At 69.0% G+C, this 15,508-nt stretch carries 14 protein-coding genes; 11 read left to right on the top strand and 3 right to left on the bottom strand.

All coding sequences use genetic code 11. The features are described 5' to 3' along the window. The first annotated feature begins 311 nt into the window (after positions 1 to 311). The 9 genes from rpsB (at position 312) to ABWO84_RS00265 (ending at position 7,092) form a co-directional block, all read left to right on the top strand. The gene (gene rpsB, locus ABWO84_RS00305; RefSeq protein WP_353111338.1) at positions 312 to 1,196 is read left to right on the top strand and encodes a 30S ribosomal protein S2; all 885 of its coding nucleotides are present in this window, start codon (positions 312 to 314) and stop codon (positions 1,194 to 1,196) included. 38 nt (positions 1,197 to 1,234) lie between these two features. Further along, the gene (gene tsf / locus ABWO84_RS00300; protein WP_353111336.1) at positions 1,235 to 2,062 is read left to right on the top strand and encodes a translation elongation factor Ts; all 828 of its coding nucleotides are present in this window, start codon (positions 1,235 to 1,237) and stop codon (positions 2,060 to 2,062) included. Positions 2,063 to 2,152: 90 nt separating this feature from the next. Beyond that, positions 2,153 to 2,869, top strand: a complete 717-nt coding sequence (gene pyrH / locus ABWO84_RS00295; protein ID WP_353111334.1) for a UMP kinase — start codon at positions 2,153 to 2,155, stop codon at positions 2,867 to 2,869. A 107-nt stretch (positions 2,870 to 2,976) separates the two neighbouring features. Continuing rightward, on the top strand, positions 2,977 to 3,531 hold the full coding sequence (frr, locus tag ABWO84_RS00290; protein ID WP_353111332.1) for a ribosome recycling factor: 555 nt from the start codon (positions 2,977 to 2,979) through the stop codon (positions 3,529 to 3,531). Positions 3,532 to 3,536: 5 nt separating this feature from the next. Then, a complete protein-coding gene (locus ABWO84_RS00285; protein WP_353111330.1) occupies positions 3,537 to 4,733 on the top strand; it encodes a phosphatidate cytidylyltransferase in 1,197 nt (398 codons plus the stop codon). Next, a complete protein-coding gene (locus ABWO84_RS00280; RefSeq protein ID WP_353111328.1) occupies positions 4,733 to 5,317 on the top strand; it encodes a DivIVA domain-containing protein in 585 nt (194 codons plus the stop codon). The genes ABWO84_RS00285 and ABWO84_RS00280 overlap by 1 nt, the downstream gene beginning before the upstream one ends. A 174-nt stretch (positions 5,318 to 5,491) precedes the next feature. Next, positions 5,492 to 6,082 (top strand): aggregation-promoting factor C-terminal-like domain-containing protein, encoded by a 591-nt coding sequence (locus tag ABWO84_RS00275; protein WP_353111326.1) that lies wholly within the window; start codon positions 5,492 to 5,494, stop codon positions 6,080 to 6,082. Positions 6,083 to 6,091: 9 nt separating this feature from the next. Continuing rightward, entirely contained in the window at positions 6,092 to 6,379 is a 288-nt protein-coding gene (locus ABWO84_RS00270; protein ID WP_353111324.1) for an Rv1322 family protein, read from the top strand. Further along, complete coding sequence (locus ABWO84_RS00265) at positions 6,376 to 7,092, top strand: alpha/beta hydrolase (protein ID WP_353111322.1); 717 nt, start codon at positions 6,376 to 6,378, stop codon at positions 7,090 to 7,092. Before ABWO84_RS00270 ends, ABWO84_RS00265 begins: the two co-directional genes overlap by 4 nt. A gap of 1 nt (position 7,093) precedes the next feature. Here ABWO84_RS00265 and ABWO84_RS00260 read toward each other — a convergent pair whose 3' ends face one another. Then, positions 7,094 to 8,152 carry an AI-2E family transporter gene (locus ABWO84_RS00260; RefSeq protein WP_353111320.1) on the bottom strand — a complete coding sequence of 353 codons (1,059 nt, stop codon included), beginning with the start codon at positions 8,150 to 8,152 and terminating at the stop codon, positions 7,094 to 7,096. 177 nt (positions 8,153 to 8,329) lie between these two features. On the opposite strand from ABWO84_RS00260, the gene ABWO84_RS00255 reads away from it, so the two are divergent. Continuing rightward, positions 8,330 to 10,192: a DUF8094 domain-containing protein gene (locus tag ABWO84_RS00255; RefSeq protein WP_353111318.1), complete on the top strand. Its 1,863-nt coding sequence runs from the start codon at positions 8,330 to 8,332 to the stop codon at positions 10,190 to 10,192. Positions 10,193 to 10,208: 16 nt separating this feature from the next. Then, entirely contained in the window at positions 10,209 to 11,135 is a 927-nt protein-coding gene (locus ABWO84_RS00250) for a tetratricopeptide repeat protein (RefSeq protein ID WP_353111316.1), read from the top strand. 40 nt (positions 11,136 to 11,175) lie between these two features. Here ABWO84_RS00250 and glgB read toward each other — a convergent pair whose 3' ends face one another. Continuing rightward, a complete protein-coding gene (gene glgB, locus ABWO84_RS00245; RefSeq protein ID WP_353111314.1) occupies positions 11,176 to 13,383 on the bottom strand; it encodes a 1,4-alpha-glucan branching protein GlgB in 2,208 nt (735 codons plus the stop codon). After that, positions 13,380 to 15,455, bottom strand: a complete 2,076-nt coding sequence (locus tag ABWO84_RS00240) for an alpha-1,4-glucan--maltose-1-phosphate maltosyltransferase (protein WP_502915356.1) — start codon at positions 15,453 to 15,455, stop codon at positions 13,380 to 13,382. Before ABWO84_RS00240 ends, glgB begins: the two co-directional genes overlap by 4 nt. Positions 15,456 to 15,508: the final 53 nt, after the last annotated feature.

Raw genomic sequence — 15,508 nt, 5'->3', positions numbered from 1 at the left:
CGGCAGCATCGGTCGATTGTCCGCGCCCGCTTCCCCTGCGGTGCGGCGACGATCCAGGCACGGGGGAGCGGCGGGGAGAAGGATGGAATGGGGATGGAGGGTCAGCCGTCCTGCCGCCGTGCATCCTGTACACTGATGAGGCACCTCGAACATCGGGGTGACTACGCGTGCCCATAGCGATCTCGATCGCGGCATCCGCTCCCACAGGTCCTCTTCCGAGGCGGGAGCGTGCCGGGCACCAGGATCGAAGGCCTTTCGGCCCGAGAGAAGAAACCTCGACGACGCGAGAGCGTCAGAACCAGGAGACGACCATGGCTGTGGTCACCATCCGCCAGCTGCTCGACAGCGGCGTGCACTTCGGACACCAGACCCGTCGGTGGAACCCGAAGGTGAAGCGCTTCATCCTCACCGAGCGCAGCGGCATCCACATCATCGACCTGCAGCAGTCGCTGTCGTACATCGACAAGGCGTACGACTTCGTCAAGGAGACCGTCGCCCGCGGCGGCACCGTCCTCTTCGTCGGCACCAAGAAGCAGGCGCAGGAGATCCTCGCGGAGCAGGCCACCCGCGTCGGCCAGCCCTTCGTGAACCAGCGCTGGCTCGGCGGCCTGCTGACCAACTTCTCGACGGTCTCGAAGCGCCTCGCCCGCATGAAGGAGCTCGAGGAGCTCAACTACGACGACCCGGCGGCGAGCGGCTTCACCAAGAAGGAGCTGCTGCTCAAGAAGCGCGAGCTCGACAAGCTGCACAAGTCGCTCGGCGGCATCCGCAACCTCACCAAGACGCCGTCCGCCCTCTGGGTCGTCGACGCCAAGCGCGAGCACCTCGCGATCGACGAGGCCAAGAAGCTCGGCATCCCGGTGATCGGCATCCTCGACACCAACGCCGACCCGGACGACTTCCAGTACCCGATCCCCGGCAACGACGACGCGATCCGCTCCGTCTCGCTGCTGACCCGCATCATCGCCGACGCCGCGGCCGAGGGCCTGCAGCAGAAGCACAACCCCGAGGCCGGCGACGCCGAGCCGCTGGCGGAGTGGGAGCGCGAGCTGCTCGAGCAGAACGAGGCTCCGGCCGAGGCCGCCGAGACCCCGGCCGAGGAGACCGTCGAGGCTCCCGCCGAGGAGGCAGTCGCCGAGGAGGCTCCTGTCGAGGAGGCTCCGGCTGAGGCCGACGCCGACGCGGACAACAAGTAAGCACCCACGCACACACACGAAGCAAGGAGCCACCACACATGGCCAACTTCACCATCGCCGACATCAAGGCGCTGCGTGAGCAGCTCGGAACCGGAATGGTCGACACCAAGAAGGCTCTCGAGGAGGCGGAGGGCGACGTCGCGAAGGCGACCGAGATCCTTCGTCTGAAGGGCGCGAAGGGCAACGCGAAGCGCGCTGACCGTTCGACCAGCGAGGGCCTGATCGTCGCTCGTGAGGGCGAGGGTTCCGTCACGCTGATCGAGCTCACCTGCGAGACCGACTTCGTCGCGAAGAACGAGCGCTTCATCGCCCTCGCCGAGAAGGTGGCCGACGCGGCCGCCGCTGTCGGCGCCGAGACGGTCGAGGCCGTCCTGGCCGCGCCGGCCGGCGACCAGAACGTCGAGCAGCTCATCTCCGACGAAGCCGCCATCATCGGCGAGAAGGTCGAGCTGCGCCGGGTCCGCACGGTGAAGGGCGAGGGCCTCGAGGTCTACCTGCACCGCACCAGCAAGGACCTGCCGCCGCAGATCGGCGTCGTCGTCGCCTACAGCGGCTCCGACGCGGAGACCGCGCGCAGCATCGCTCAGCACATCTCGTTCGCCGACCCCATCTACCTCACCCGTGAGGACGTCCCGGCGGACGTCGTGGAGAAGGAGCGCGAGATCGTCACCGAGATCTCCCGCAACGAGGGCAAGCCCGAGGCCGCCCTGCCGAAGATCGTCGAGGGCCGCGTGGCCGCGTTCTTCAAGCAGGTCGCACTGCTCGACCAGGACTACGCCAAGGACAACAAGCTGTCCGTCGGCCAGGTCGCGAAGGACGCCGGTATCACTGTCACCGACTTCGCGCGTTTCAAGGTCGGCGCGTAAGGCACCGGAAGGGGTTCGGATCCACAGGGTCCGAACCCCTTCTTCATGCCCGCACCCACTATCGTGATTCCCGGACGAGAGGACCCACTCATGACCGAACGCACCGGACGCCGTCGCGTCCTCCTCAAGCTCTCCGGAGAGGCCTTCGGCGGGGGCCAGCTCGGCGTCAACCCGGATGTGGTGAGCCAGATCGCGCGCGACATCGCCGCTGCGGTCGACCGCGTCGAGATCGCCATCGTCGTCGGCGGAGGCAACTTCTTCCGCGGCGCGGAGCTCAGCCAGCGGGGCATGGACCGCGGACGCGCCGACTACATGGGCATGCTGGGCACCGTCATGAACGCCCTCGCGCTCCAGGACTTCCTCGAGCAGGCGGGTGCAGCGACTCGCGTGCAGTCCGCCATCTCGATGACCCAGGTCGCCGAGCCCTACATCCCGCTGCGGGCGGAGCGCCACATGGAGAAGGGTCGCGTGGTCATCTTCGGTGCGGGCGCGGGCCTGCCCTACTTCTCCACGGACACCGTCGCGGCCCAGCGCGCGCTGGAGATCCGCGCCCAGGAGGTCCTCGTCGCGAAGAACGGCGTGGACGCGATCTACACCGCCGACCCCAAGAAGGTCCCCGAGGCCGAGCGGATCGATCGCGTGACCTACCGGGACGCCCTGCAGCGCGGGCTGAAGGTGGTGGACTCGACGGCGTTCAGCCTCTGCATGGACAACAACATGGACATGCGCGTCTTCGGCATGGAGCCCGAGGGCAACGTCACGCGTGCGCTGCTGGGGGAGCAGATCGGCACCCTCGTCACCGCCTGAGGTGCTGCAGCGGCGGGCCCGGATCGCCGGGACAGAGCCGAATGCTCCGGACGGGATCGTGCCCTCCGGATAAGATTGCCAGGAACCACTCGACGATAGGAGAACCCGTGATCGCGGACGTCCTCGCTGAAACCACCACTCGCATGGGGCGGGCGGTCGAAGCCGCCAAGGAGGACTTCGCCACGGTCCGAACCGGCCGCGCCAACCCGCAGCTGTTCCAGAAGCTCCTCGTCGACTACTACGGGTCGCCGACCCCGCTCGCGCAGCTGGCCTCGATGGCCAACCCCGAGGCGCGGACCCTCGTCATCACGCCCTACGACAAGTCGGCGCTGAAGGCGATCGAGCAGGCGGTCCGCGACATGCCGAACCTCGGAGCCAATCCGACCAACGACGGCAACATCGTGCGTGTCACGATGCCCGAGCTCACGGAGGAGCGCCGCAAGGAGTACGTGAAGCTCGTGCGCTCCAAGGGCGAGGACGCGAAGGTCCACGTCCGCGGCATCCGCCGCAAGGCGAAGGACGAGTTGGACGCGCTCAAGTCCGATGTCGGCGAAGACGAGGTCTCGCGCGGGGAGAAGGAGCTCGACGGGCTCACCCGCCAGCACGTCGACCTCATCGACGACGCCCTGAAGCGCAAAGAGGCCGAGCTCCTCGAGGTGTGAGCGGGATGTCCGACGAGTCCGATTCGCAGGATCGTCCCCGCACCCGGCGCGAGGCGCGGGACGTGGGGACGCCGGACGACGACGGCCTCCGGATGGATGGGGAGGACGTCGAGACGCCGGTGCGCGGCATTCCGGTGATGCCCGCGCCTGCGCCGGCGGTGCCGCTCGAGGACGAGGCCTTCCCCGGATTCGACGCCCGCAGCATCCCCCCGCGCCCCCCGCACCCCGCGGATGACATCGACGGTCTCAGCACGGGGGATCAGAGCGCGATCCGCGAGCAGTGGCGCGCAGCCCGTGACGAGATCGGCACGCACGTCGCGCATGCGCGCGACCAGTTCGAGCAGGCGAACGAGCGGATCAACCAGCGAACGGGACGCAACCTGTTCCTCGCGATCGCGATCGGGCTCGTCTTCGGAGCCGTCCTGCTTGGCTCGCTCCTCTTCAACAAGGTGCTGTTCGTCCCGATCGCCGTCGCGATCGGCGTGCTCGCCACCTATGAGCTTGCTCGTGCGCTCCGTGCCGGCGGCCGGAAGATCGACGTCATCCCGCAGATGGTCGCGGGCGGCCTCCTCATCGTCTCCGGGTACTTCGCCGCCCCCTGGCTCGTCTGGGTCGCCCTGTTCGCCGCGGTGGCGTTCACTGTCGTCTGGCGGGTGATCGGCCAGATGGTCGAGCAGGACGGTCGGACCTATGGCGCCGTGATCGCCGACCTCACGGTCGGCGCCTTCATCCAGGTGTATGTGCCGTTCCTCACCGCCGTCGCGCTGATGCTGCTCAATCGTGAGAACGGCGAATGGTGGGTGCTGTCGTTCATCGCGATCGCCGTGGCGGCGGACACCGCGGCCTATGCGACGGGCCTCGCGTTCGGCCGGCATCCCATGGCGCCCCGGATCAGTCCGAAGAAGACCTGGGAGGGCTTCGCCGGTGCGGTGGTCGGCTCGCTGCTCGCCGGTGCGCTGCTCGGCTATTTCCTGCTCCACATCCCGATCTGGGCCGGTCTCGTGCTCGGTGCGGCGGTGCTGCTGTCGGCGACCATGGGCGACCTGGGCGAATCGATGCTCAAGCGCGACCTGGGCATCAAGGACATGAGCTCCTGGCTTCCCGGTCACGGCGGCCTCCTGGACCGTCTGGACAGCATCCTGCCCTCCACGGTGCCCGCCCTCGCCCTGTACGTCCTGCTCTCCTCCTGGATGGTGTCCTGATGATGGCTGCCCGCACCGATGCTCCCCAGGACGCCGAGTCGAGTCCCGCCGCCTTCCCGCTCACCAGCGGGCGGGTGAAGGGCTACCACCGCACGGCGGTCGACGCGTTCCTCGAGTCCGCCCGGCGCGCCTTCGAGGACGACCGCGCGGAGCTGAGCGCCGAGGAGGTGCGGACCGCCTCGTTCCCGCTGGTGAAGAACGGATACGCCGTCGCCGACGTCGATGCGGCCCTCGGGCGCGTCGAGGACGCCTTCGCCGCTCGGCGACGGGAGAGAGCGGTGCGCGAGCAGGGGGTGGGGGCCTGGGTCGAGAGTGCCAGGACCGAGGCGCAGCTCATTCTCGACCATCTCGCGCGCGACAGACGGCACCGCTTCGCCCGTACCGGCGTTCTCACGTTCGGGTACCGCATCGACGAGGTCGACCATGTGGCGGATCGCATCGTGCGGTTCCTCCGCGACGGGGAGCATCTGACCGCGGAGCAGGTGAGGTCGACGGCGTTCCGGATGCAGCGCGGTGGATACCGCGAGGAGCAGGTGGACGCCCTGCTCGACGCCACGGTCGAGGTCATCCTCGCCGTGCGCTGACGCCCGGACACGTCATGTTGCGACGTGCCGGGCTTCCCATAGATGTTTCAGACGAGATTGCGTAGACTGAGCTTCATCGTGACTCCCGATAACGAATCGATATCAAAAGACCTGCGTCCTGCGGCCTCCGTGCGATCCGCTCAGAGCACGCGGAAGTCAGCGCGTAAGCCCGTCGTGGCCGTGCTGGCCGGTTTGGCGGTCGTCGGCTTCTCCGCCGCGCTCCTCGCCCCGACCGGAGTGGCACTGGCCGACCCGCCCGCCACGACGGAGTCCGTGACGGCGTACTCGCTCGCAGCGAAGGACACCCAGAGCGTCACGGTGTCGGCCGAGGGCGCGACGATCGAGCCCATCGTGCGCGGCTCCTATGAGGTCTACGTCAAGCCGAAGCCCAAGCCGGTGGAGAAGCCCACCACGGCGTCGAACGACGGCACCGGCAAGTCCGGCGGCGGTGGTGGCGGCAACGTCGGCACGCCCAAGTACACGGGCGGCGGCTCCAAGGAGCAGTGGATGACGGCGGCCGGCATCGCGCAGAGCGACTGGCCCTACGTCGACTACATCGTCTCGCATGAGAGCGGCTGGAACCCGAACGCGACGAACAAGGGCTCGGGAGCCTGCGGTCTCGTCCAGGCCCTGCCGTGCAGCAAGGTGCCGGGCAACGGCTACAACCCCGTCGACAACCTGCGCTGGGGCACCGGCTACGCAAACAGCCGCTACGGCGGCTGGGCGGGCGCGTACTCGGCCTGGGTTCGTCAGCACTGGTGGTGAGCGGCCGCGATGGCACGCTCACGACGACGCCGACCGGACAGCAGCGCCGCCGATGAGTCGCTCGACCGCCTGATCTCCGGCTGGAAGCGCACGGAGTCCCGGCGCGGGCAGGAGTGGTCGGTTCAACCGGTCTCTTCGGCTCAGGCGCAGAAGGACTACGTCTGCCCCGGATGTGGGGGAGCCGTCGCCGCCGGCGTCGCCCACGTGGTCGTGTGGCGCGCAGACGGCGTGCTGGGCGACGCCGCGGACCTCGCGGCTCGCCGTCACTGGCATTCGCACTGCTGGAGGATCGCATGAGCGTCGAGATCCGCGGGCCGCTCGAGCTGCCCGCCCGTCGCGAGGACATCGAGCTGCGCACCGCCGACGGCCTGACGCTCGTCGGCGAGCTCGCGCTCCCGCTCGAGCACGACCCGGTGGCGACCCTCGTGACGCTGCACCCGCTGCCGACGGCCGGCGGCTTCATGGACTCTCACATCATCCGCAAGGCGGCGGCGCGGCTCCCGGCGCTGGCAGACCTCGCGGTGCTCCGGTTCAACACGCGGGGGACGACGTCTCCCCGGGGCACGAGCGAGGGATCGTTCGATGGCGGGGCCTCCGAGCGTCTCGACGTCGCCGCGGCGATGGACCTCGTGCGCGAGCGTGCGCTGCCTCGCCCTTGGCTACTGGGCTGGTCCTTCGGCACGGAGCTCGCCCTGAAGTACGGCAGGGAGCATCCGGTGGACGGCGCCATCCTGCTCTCCCCTCCGCTGCATCGCGCCACCGGCGAGGATCTCGCCGGGTGGGCGGACGATCCGCGCCGGGTGATCGCGCTGATCCCCGAGTTCGACGACTATCTCCGTCCCGCGGAGGCGAGGGAGCGCTTCGCCGCGATCCCGGATGCGACCCTGATCGCGGTTGACGGCGGCCGGCATCTGTGGGTCGGCGAGACCCAGACCCGGCGCGTGCTCACCGAGATCGTCGCCGCGGTGAACCCGGCGGGGCTTCCGCTGCCGACCGAATGGGAAGACTGACTCAGAGGTCGTTCATCCGTGGGATGACCACCTGCCGGTAGATGATGAGGATGCTCGCGGCGACCGGGATCGCGATGAGGGCGCCGAGGAGCCCCAGGAGCGCGCCGCCGGCGAGGGCCGCGATTACGACCACCGCGCCCGGTACCGCGACCGCCCGGCTCATGATGCGCGGCGAGATGAAGTACGCCTCGATCTGCATGTAGATCAGGTAGTAGATGCCGGCGGCCAGAGCGGTGCCGGGTGAGCCCAGTCCGGGGATCAGACACGTCAGCACGATCAGCGTCGAGCCCGTCAGCGTGCCCACCAGCGGGATCAGCGAGAAGAAGAACGCGATCACCGCGAGGACGGCGGCGTAGGGCGCGTTGATGATCGAGAGGTAGATCGCGCTCAGCACCCCGTTGATCGCGCCGAGTGCGACCTGCCCCATGACGTAGTAGCCGACCGAGTCGGTGATCTGGTCTCCGATGTCCATGAACCGCTCGCGCTTGGAGGCCGGGACGAGCTGATAGACCGAGCGCTTCAACGACGGTGTCGAGGCGGTGAGGTAGATCGTGAGGATGAGCACGATGAAGGTGCCGAAGGCCCCGGAGAGGACGGCGCCGCCGACCGTGAGCACTCCCTGCCCGATCGATCCGCTGATCTCTGCGACGTTCTTGTTGAGCCAGTCGGTGACGTAGGCGAAGACCTCGTCGACCTTGAGGGTGGGGAAGGTCGCCTTCATCCACTCCTTGATGTCGTCGAGCGTGCGTCCGTACTGCACCATGATCGTGATCCGCGAGACGAGCTGCGAGATCTGGTCGATGAGTACCGGGAGCACGATCAGCACGATGCCCGTGAACACGCCGAGCACGGCGAGGATCGTGGCGAGGACGGCGGCCCAGCGGGGGAGCCAGCGCTCGAGGAAGGACACCAGAGGATCGAGGCCCAGGCTGAGGAAGAGCGCGGTCCCGACGTACAGCAGGACGGTCGACAGGCTCTGGACACTGCCGATCAGCATGATGCCGAGGCCGACGCCGAGCGTCGCCACGAGGGCGGTGCGGAACGGGTTGTGGATCTTCATCGGCTCTCCAGTCGGATGCTGGAAAGCTTAGTTCGACCCGTCCGACGTTCTTCGCCGCGACGTGCGTCTTCGCCTCATCCGCGACGCTCGTGGGCAATATACAGACGGGTTCGCTAACCTGAAATGTCGAGCGGAGACCGCAGGCGCAAACGCCGGGTCACGTAAGGAGTCATTTTCGTGCGATTCGTATGGGCCGTCCTGGCCTTCGTCCTGGCCACGGTCCTGATCGGAGCCGGTATCGCTCAGCGAACCATCTTCCTGGGACCCTCCGAGAAGAAGGTGGAGCTGACGGTCGACCAACCGGAGCCCTACATCCTGATCGACGGGGAGGTGCTGCGCGCGAACCCCGGGCTGCAGACCCTCATGATGCGGGGCAAGGGCGACATCTTCGCCGCCTACGGCCGCACCGCCGACATGAAGGCCTGGCTCTCGGACGCGTCCTACAACAGCGTCACGCTGGACAAGCAGGGCGAGCCGAAGACGCAGGTCGTCGCGCCGAAGGAGAAGGCCGAGGGGGAGGGCCGCAACCCGTCCGGCTCGGATCTGTGGCTCGACTCCTTCACCGACAAGGACTCCCTGATCACGCCGCTCAAGCTCCCTGCGGGCATGAGCGTGCTCGTCGCGCGGGACGGCGTGCAGGACGCGCCGAGCGACCTGGTCGTGTCGTGGCCGATCGACAGCCGGACGCCGCTCGCAGGACCGCTGATCGTGGCCGGCGGCGTGATGCTGCTGATCGGTCTCATCCTCTACGTGCTGGGGATCCGCCACCAGCGGCGTGGGCGCGGACCGCGCCGGAAGGGACCGGGGCCGATGCCCGCCACGGAGCCGATCGACCTCGCCGTGGACACGCTGCCCGAGCGGGAGGCGATCGCCCCCGCTCCCGACGCCGCCGATGCGCCCGCTTCGGCGCCCGCAGACGCGGAGGAGCAGCCGAAGGGCGAGCAGGGGAGGACGGAGAGGTCGGCACGGTCGCTTCGTCGTCGTCTCGCTGTCGCCGTTCCCGCGCTGGGCCTGACCGCCGTGCTCGCCACGGGGTGCACCGCCGACTCATGGCCCCAGCTCGGCGAGGCCTCGCCGACGCCCAGCCCGACTGCGACGGTCGTCGCCCCGGAGAACCAGAAGCCGCCGGCCGTCACGGTCGAGCAGGCGAATCGCATCCTGAAGAGCGTCGCGGAGACCGTCGCGAAGGCCGATGAGGCGAAGGACGCCGACCTCGCCGCGACGAGGCTCGACGGGGAGGTCCTCGCCGCCAGGAAGGTGGACTACGCCCTGCGAGCGAAGCTCGCCGACCGTTCGGCCCCCAACCCGATCCCGACGGACAAGGTCGAGGTGCTCCTGCCGGAGGCGACCGACAACTGGCCGCGGACGGTGCTCATGCTCACCAGCAAGACCGGCGATGACAAGACGCCCCCGGTGATCTTCACCATGACGCAGGCGGACCCCTGGTCGAACTACCGCATCACGAGCCTTGCCGAGATGCAGGCCTCGGCGGAGCTGCCCAAACTCGCTCCCGAGTGGATGGGCACCTCGCGCGTCCCGCCGGAGTCGAACTTCCTCATGATGCAGCCGAAAGACCTCGGCGCGGCCTTCGCGTCGCTCGTGGACGAGGCGGACAAGAGCCAGTTCGACGGTGTGTTCGACGAGGCCGCGCACAAGCTGGCGACCGCGGTTCGCGACAGCCGTGCGGCGCAGGTGAAGAAGCTCGCGGAGAAGAACGCCGCGACGACCTCCAAGGCCGACTTCGACATGCAGGCGACGGACGCCGATCCGATCTCGATGACCACCTTGAACAGCGGCGCGATCGTCGCGGTGTCCGTCGTGGATCTCGAGACGATCACCCCGAGGACACCGGATGCCGTGATCCGCTTCGGGGACGTCCCGGAGGCGAAGGCGCTGACCGGCGTCTCGGAGTCGTCGAAGGGCGTGAAGACCACGTACGGCCTGCAGCTCTTCTTCTCGGTGCCGGCTCAGGGTGCCACCGAGCAGATCCGGCTCCTGGGATACCACCAGGACACCCTCAGCATCGAAGTCCTCAAGTGAGTGTGGGAGTGATCCGATGACCGACATCTCCGCAGCCGCCCTCCGTGGCGCCGTCGACCTGTCCTCGCTGCGCAATCGTCCGCAGCCGTCTGCGGGCGGCGGCGAGTCCCCGGCTCCCGCCGCGGATGTCGTGGTCGACGTGACGGACGCGACGTTCGGGCAGATCCTCGAGCTCTCCCGGACGGTACCGGTCGTCGTCGACCTGTGGGCGGAGTGGTGCGGTCCCTGCAAGCAGCTCAGCCCCATCATCGAGAAGGTGACGCGCGAGCAGAACGGCCGCGTCGTCCTCGCGAAGGTCGACGTCGACGCGAACCCGCAGATCGCGCAGGGCTTCCGCGCGGAGTCGATCCCGATGGTCGTCGCCCTCATCGCGGGACAGCCGGTGCCGATGTTCACCGGTGCCGTTCCTGAGGCGCAGGTGCGCGAGGTGTTCGGACGTCTGCTCGAGCTCGCCGCACAGAACGGCGTGAGCGGCTCCGTTCCGGTGGGGGAGCAGGGCGAGGAGGACGGCGAGCCGGTCGAGACGCCGCTGCCGCCGCTCCATGCAGAGGCGTTCGAGGCGATCGAGGCCGGCGACTACGGACGGGCGATCACGGCGTACGAGAAGGCTCTCGCAGAGAACCCGCGGGACGAGGACGCGAAGGCCGGTCTCGGCCAGGTGCGGCTGCTGGCCCGCGTGCAGGACCTGGACCTCCAGGAGGCCCGGGCAGCCGCCGCGGCGGCTCCGCAGGACGTGGAGGCGCAACTGGCCGTGGCGGACCTCGATCTCGCCGGCGGTCATGTCGACGACGCCTTCGGCCGTCTCCTCGACCTCTTCGCCGTGCTCGGCGCAGAGGACCGTGCGCCCGTGCGGGAGCGGCTCATCGAGCTGTTCGATCTGGTCGGCGTCGCCGACCCGCGCGTCGCCGCCGCACGGACTCGCCTCGCCTCGCTGCTCTTCTGAACCGGCCGGTGTCCGCATCGGCGCGGACGCCGGTGCGGCGTCAGTAGCGCACGACAGAAGGCACGTGCGGATCCGCCTGATGGCGCAGCCAGAGCGTCGACAGCGCGGGCAGCGTGAGGATGGCGATCGGCGCGTCCTCTTCCTCCAGAGGATGGGCGGTGACGAGGCCGAGGTTGCCGGCGCCCGAGCCGCCGTACTCGGCGGCGTCGGTGTTGAGGACCTCGTGCCAGGTGCCTTCCAGGGGCAGCGCGAGCCGGAAGCCGGTGCGCTGCGCTCCAGCGAAGTTGCTGACGACGACCAGCCTTCCGCCATGGGCGTCTCGCCGTTCGAAGGCGATCACGTTCGGATCCCACGTCGGCGCGCCGAGGCGGGAGAAGGACGAGCCGTCATCGTCCCGCTCCCACAGCGGTGCCTGTCCCCGATAGACGCGATTCATCGTGCTGACGAACTCCTGGAGCTGAGCATGCGACGGCTGGTCGAGCAGCCACCAGTCCAGCTCGCGGTCCACCGACCATTCGCCGATCTGCCCGAACTCCTGCCCCATGAACAGCAGCTTCTTGCCGGGATGCCCCCACATGTGCCCGAGGTAGGCGCGTACGTTCGCGAGCTTGGCCGCGTGGTCTCCCGGCATCCGCGACACCAGCGTCCCCTTGCCGTGCACCACCTCGTCGTGGCTGATGGGCAGCACGTAGTTCTCGCCGAACGCGTACACGAAGGAGAAGGTGATCTCGCCCTCGTGATGGGCGCGATGGATCGGGTCGTGCTTCATGTACTCGAGCGAATCGTTCATCCAGCCCATGTTCCACTTGAACCCGAACCCGAGGCCGGCGTGGTCGGTGCGCGCGGTGACCCCCGGGAAAGCCGTGGACTCCTCGGCGATCATCACGATCCCGGGGTGCGTGCGGTACGCCGTGGCGTTGACCTCCTGGAGGAAGCGGATCGCCTCGAGGTTCTCGCGCCCGCCGTGGACGTTGGGCTCCCACTCGCCCTCCTGCCGGGAGTAGTCCAGGTAGAGCATCGAGGCGACGGCGTCGACACGCAGTCCATCGACATGGAACTCGGAGAGCCAGAACAGCGCGTTGGCCACGAGGAAGCCGCGTACCTCCGGGCGCCCGTAGTCGAAGATCAGCGTGCCCCAGTCCTGGTGCTCCCCGCGGCGGGGGTCGGGGTGCTCGTACAGCGGCCTGCCGTCGAAGCGGGCGAGGGCGAACTCGTCCTTCGGGAAATGACCGGGGACCCAGTCCATGATCACGCCGATGCCGGCCTGATGCAGCCTGTCGATGAGGTATCGGAGGTCGTCGGGCGAGCCGTACCGGCTGGTCGCGGCGTAGTAGCCGCTGACCTGATAACCCCAGGACCCGCCGAACGGGTGCTCCGCCAGGGGCATGAACTCCACGTGCGTGAATCCCGTCGCCGTCACGTGCTCGATGAGCGGGTCAGCGGCCTCGCGGTAGCCGAGGCTCCCGCGCCACGAACCGAGGTGCACCTCGTAGACGGACATCGGCTGTGCGACCGCGTGCGTCGCGGCGCGACGGGTCATCCATGCTCCGTCCCCCCAGACATGGGCGGAGAGTGCGACGACGGAGGCGGTGTCAGGCGGCATCTCGGCGGCCTGCGCCATCGGGTCGGCCTTCAGCAGCCAGGATCCGTCGGGTGTGAGGATCTCGTACTTGTAGCGCGTGCCGGTCCGGACGTCCGGGACGAAGATCTCCCACACCCCGTTGCCGCCCATGGAGCGCATGGCATGGCCTTCGCCGGACCAGTCGTTCATGTCGCCGACGACTCGCACTGCCCGGGCATCGGGCGCCCATACCGCGAACGCCACACCGTTCTCTCCGTCGCGTACCCGCGGATGCGCCCCGAGGGCCTGCCAGAGGCGTTCGTGCCGGCCTTCGCCGATGAGATGCAGGTCGAGCTCCCCGACGGTCGGAGCATGGCGGTAGGGGTCTCCGGCGAGCGTCTCGTCCTGCCCCTCGTAGGCGGTCGCGATCCGGTACTCGACGGGAGGGCCTTCGTGTCGCCCCTCCCAGATGCCGTGGGAGACGTGTGAGAGGCCGAGCCTCGATCCATCGGCGAAGACGGCCGACACCTCGGCGGCGAGGGGCCTCCGCGCCCGGATGACGGTGGTGGTGCGACCCACGGCGTCCTGTGACGGATGCGCCCCCAGAACGGAATGCGGGTCGTGATGCGCCCCGTTCGCGATCTCCTCCCAGTCCGCGCCGACCGCGACGTCCTCGATGTGGGTCATGATCGCTCCTTCACCCTCAGGATGTGGACCGGCTCGGCGAACGCGTCGAGTCGCACGTAGTTGTGGTCGCTCCAGGTCCAGACGCTCCCCGTCAGGAGGTCCTCGACCTCGAAGTCCTCGCCGAGCGGCACACCCCAGACCGTGGTGTCGAGATGGACCGTCGTCTCCCGCACCGAGTGCGGGTCGACGTTGGCGACGACGAGGATCGTGTCGTGGGCTCCCGTGCCGGTGAACGCGGCGTCGAGGTGCTTGCTGTAGACGAGGATCGCGTCGTCGTCGCTCCAGTGGAATCGGATGTTCCGCAGCTGGCGCAACGCGGGATGCGCGCGCCGGATGCGGTTCAGCGTCGTGAGCAGGGGAGCGAGGGAGTCACCGCGCTCCTCGGCTCCGGCCCAGTCCCGCAGCTTGTACTCGTACTTCTCGTTGTCGATGTTCTCCTCAGAGCCCGGCCGGGCGACGTTCTCGAACAGCTCGTACCCGGCGTAGACGCCGTAGAGCGGCGCAGCCGTGGCGGCGATGCAGGCGCGCACGCGATACGCCGCCCGGCCGCCGAACTGCAGGTACTCGGTGAGGATGTCCGGCGTGTTCACGAACAGGTTCGGGCGGAGATAGTCCGCGGTGTCGGTCGCGAGCGAGCCGAGGAACTCCTCGAGCTCCTCTTTGGTGTTGCGCCAGGTGAAGTAGGTGTAGCTCTGCTGGAACCCCGCGGCGGCCAGGCCCCGCAGCGGTGCGGGCCGTGTGAAGGCCTCGGCGAGGAAGACGATGTCGGAATGCTTCGCGTTCACGGCGCCGATCAGCCACTCCCAGAAGCGCAGCGGCTTGGTGTGGGGGTTGTCCACGCGGAAGATCCGGATCCCCTGCGCGATCCAGTGCTCGACCACGCGGAACACCTCCGCGTGTAGTCCCTCGGGGTCGTTGTCGAAGTTCAGGGGATAGATGTCCTGATACTTCTTCGGAGGGTTCTCGGCGTAGGCGATGGTCCCGTCGGGGAGCGTGGTGAACCACTCCGGATGGGCGGCGACCCACGGGTGGTCCGGCGAGGCCTGCAGTGCCAGATCGAGCGCCACCTCGACCCCGGCCCTGCGCGCGGCCTTGACGAAGGCCCGGAAGTCGGCGAGCGTACCCAGATCGGGATGCACCGCGTCGTGCCCGCCTTCCGCGGCTCCGATCGCCCACGGCGAGCCCGGGTCTTCGGGACCGGCGGTCAGCGTGTTGTTCGGGCCTTTGCGATGCGTCCGTCCGATCGGGTGGATCGGCGGGAGGTAGAGCACGTCGAAGCCCATCGCCGCGACGGCGGGGAGTCTCTTGGCGGCCGAACGGAACGTCCCGCCGGCGATGGAGCCGTCTTTGCGGCGCGTGGCGCCCTCCGACCGGGGGAAGAACTCGTACCAGGCGCCGACGCCTGCGCGCTCCCGTTCGACGAGGATCCGCTGCGGAGCGGTCGACGAGGCGAGCGTCATGACGGGGCGCTCTGCGAAGAACGCCGAGAGGGCGGTGTCCGAGGCGACGGCGGAGAGCGTTGCGGCATCCGGCTTCGCGAGGCGCTTGGCGGCGGCGCGGATCGTCTTGCGCTCCGCCGTCGGACGGTCGGCCTCGGCGGCCGCCCAGGACAGCAGGGCGGAGCCCGAGGCGGACATGACGGCGATGTCCACCCCCGCTTCCGCCTTCACCTCGGCGGCGTGCGCCCAGGTGGCGAAGTCGTCGGAGAACGCCTCGAAGCGGTAGGACCAGGGCCCGGTGGCATCGAGGGCGATCCACGCGATCCAGCCGTCGGTGCCGTCCGCGAGGGGGGCGAGGCGGTGCAGGGTCTCGGTTCCGTCGGGTGCGGTGAGCCGGAGGTGCACGCCGACGAGATCATGCCCCTCGCGGAATGCGACGACGCGGAACGGGACCACCTCGCCCGCGAAGGCCTTCGCTGCGAAGCCGCCCGGCGCTGACGGCTGGGGATCGGCGAGGGGTATCCGCCCGGTGAGGATGCCGTCGGAGACGTCTCCGGGATCTGCGGCGGGCCGCGACGGGATCTGCGCGGGGCTTCTCAGCGCCGCAGGACTCGGGACGGTTCGTGCAGCCACACGTTGAATGTACCGCGCCCCGGCGTCGGGAGGTAGCGCGCCGAGGGTGGCTC

The organism is Microbacterium sp. (assembly GCF_040394595.1).
Classification (GTDB): domain Bacteria; phylum Actinomycetota; class Actinomycetes; order Actinomycetales; family Microbacteriaceae; genus Microbacterium.
Note: the sequence above shows the minus strand (reverse complement) of the source record. Positions and strands in the feature narration are given on the sequence as shown.

Bases quoted from the DNA above. Each gene is read 5' to 3' on its own strand.
- rpsB (WP_353111338.1), top strand. From the start codon at position 312: ATGGCTGTGGTCACCATCCGCCAGCTGCTCGACAGCGGCGTGCACTTC.
- ABWO84_RS00285 (WP_353111330.1), top strand. From the start codon at position 3,537: ATGTCCGACGAGTCCGATTCGCAGGATCGTCCCCGCACCCGGCGCGAG.
- pyrH (WP_353111334.1), top strand. From the start codon at position 2,153: ATGACCGAACGCACCGGACGCCGTCGCGTCCTCCTCAAGCTCTCCGGA.
- ABWO84_RS00270 (WP_353111324.1), top strand. From the start codon at position 6,092: ATGGCACGCTCACGACGACGCCGACCGGACAGCAGCGCCGCCGATGAG.
- ABWO84_RS00280 (WP_353111328.1), top strand. From the start codon at position 4,733: ATGATGGCTGCCCGCACCGATGCTCCCCAGGACGCCGAGTCGAGTCCC.
- ABWO84_RS00250 (WP_353111316.1), top strand. From the start codon at position 10,209: ATGACCGACATCTCCGCAGCCGCCCTCCGTGGCGCCGTCGACCTGTCC.
- tsf (WP_353111336.1), top strand. From the start codon at position 1,235: ATGGCCAACTTCACCATCGCCGACATCAAGGCGCTGCGTGAGCAGCTC.
- ABWO84_RS00260 (WP_353111320.1), bottom strand. From the start codon at position 8,152: ATGAAGATCCACAACCCGTTCCGCACCGCCCTCGTGGCGACGCTCGGC.
- ABWO84_RS00265 (WP_353111322.1), top strand. From the start codon at position 6,376: ATGAGCGTCGAGATCCGCGGGCCGCTCGAGCTGCCCGCCCGTCGCGAG.
- glgB (WP_353111314.1), bottom strand. From the start codon at position 13,383: ATGACCCACATCGAGGACGTCGCGGTCGGCGCGGACTGGGAGGAGATC.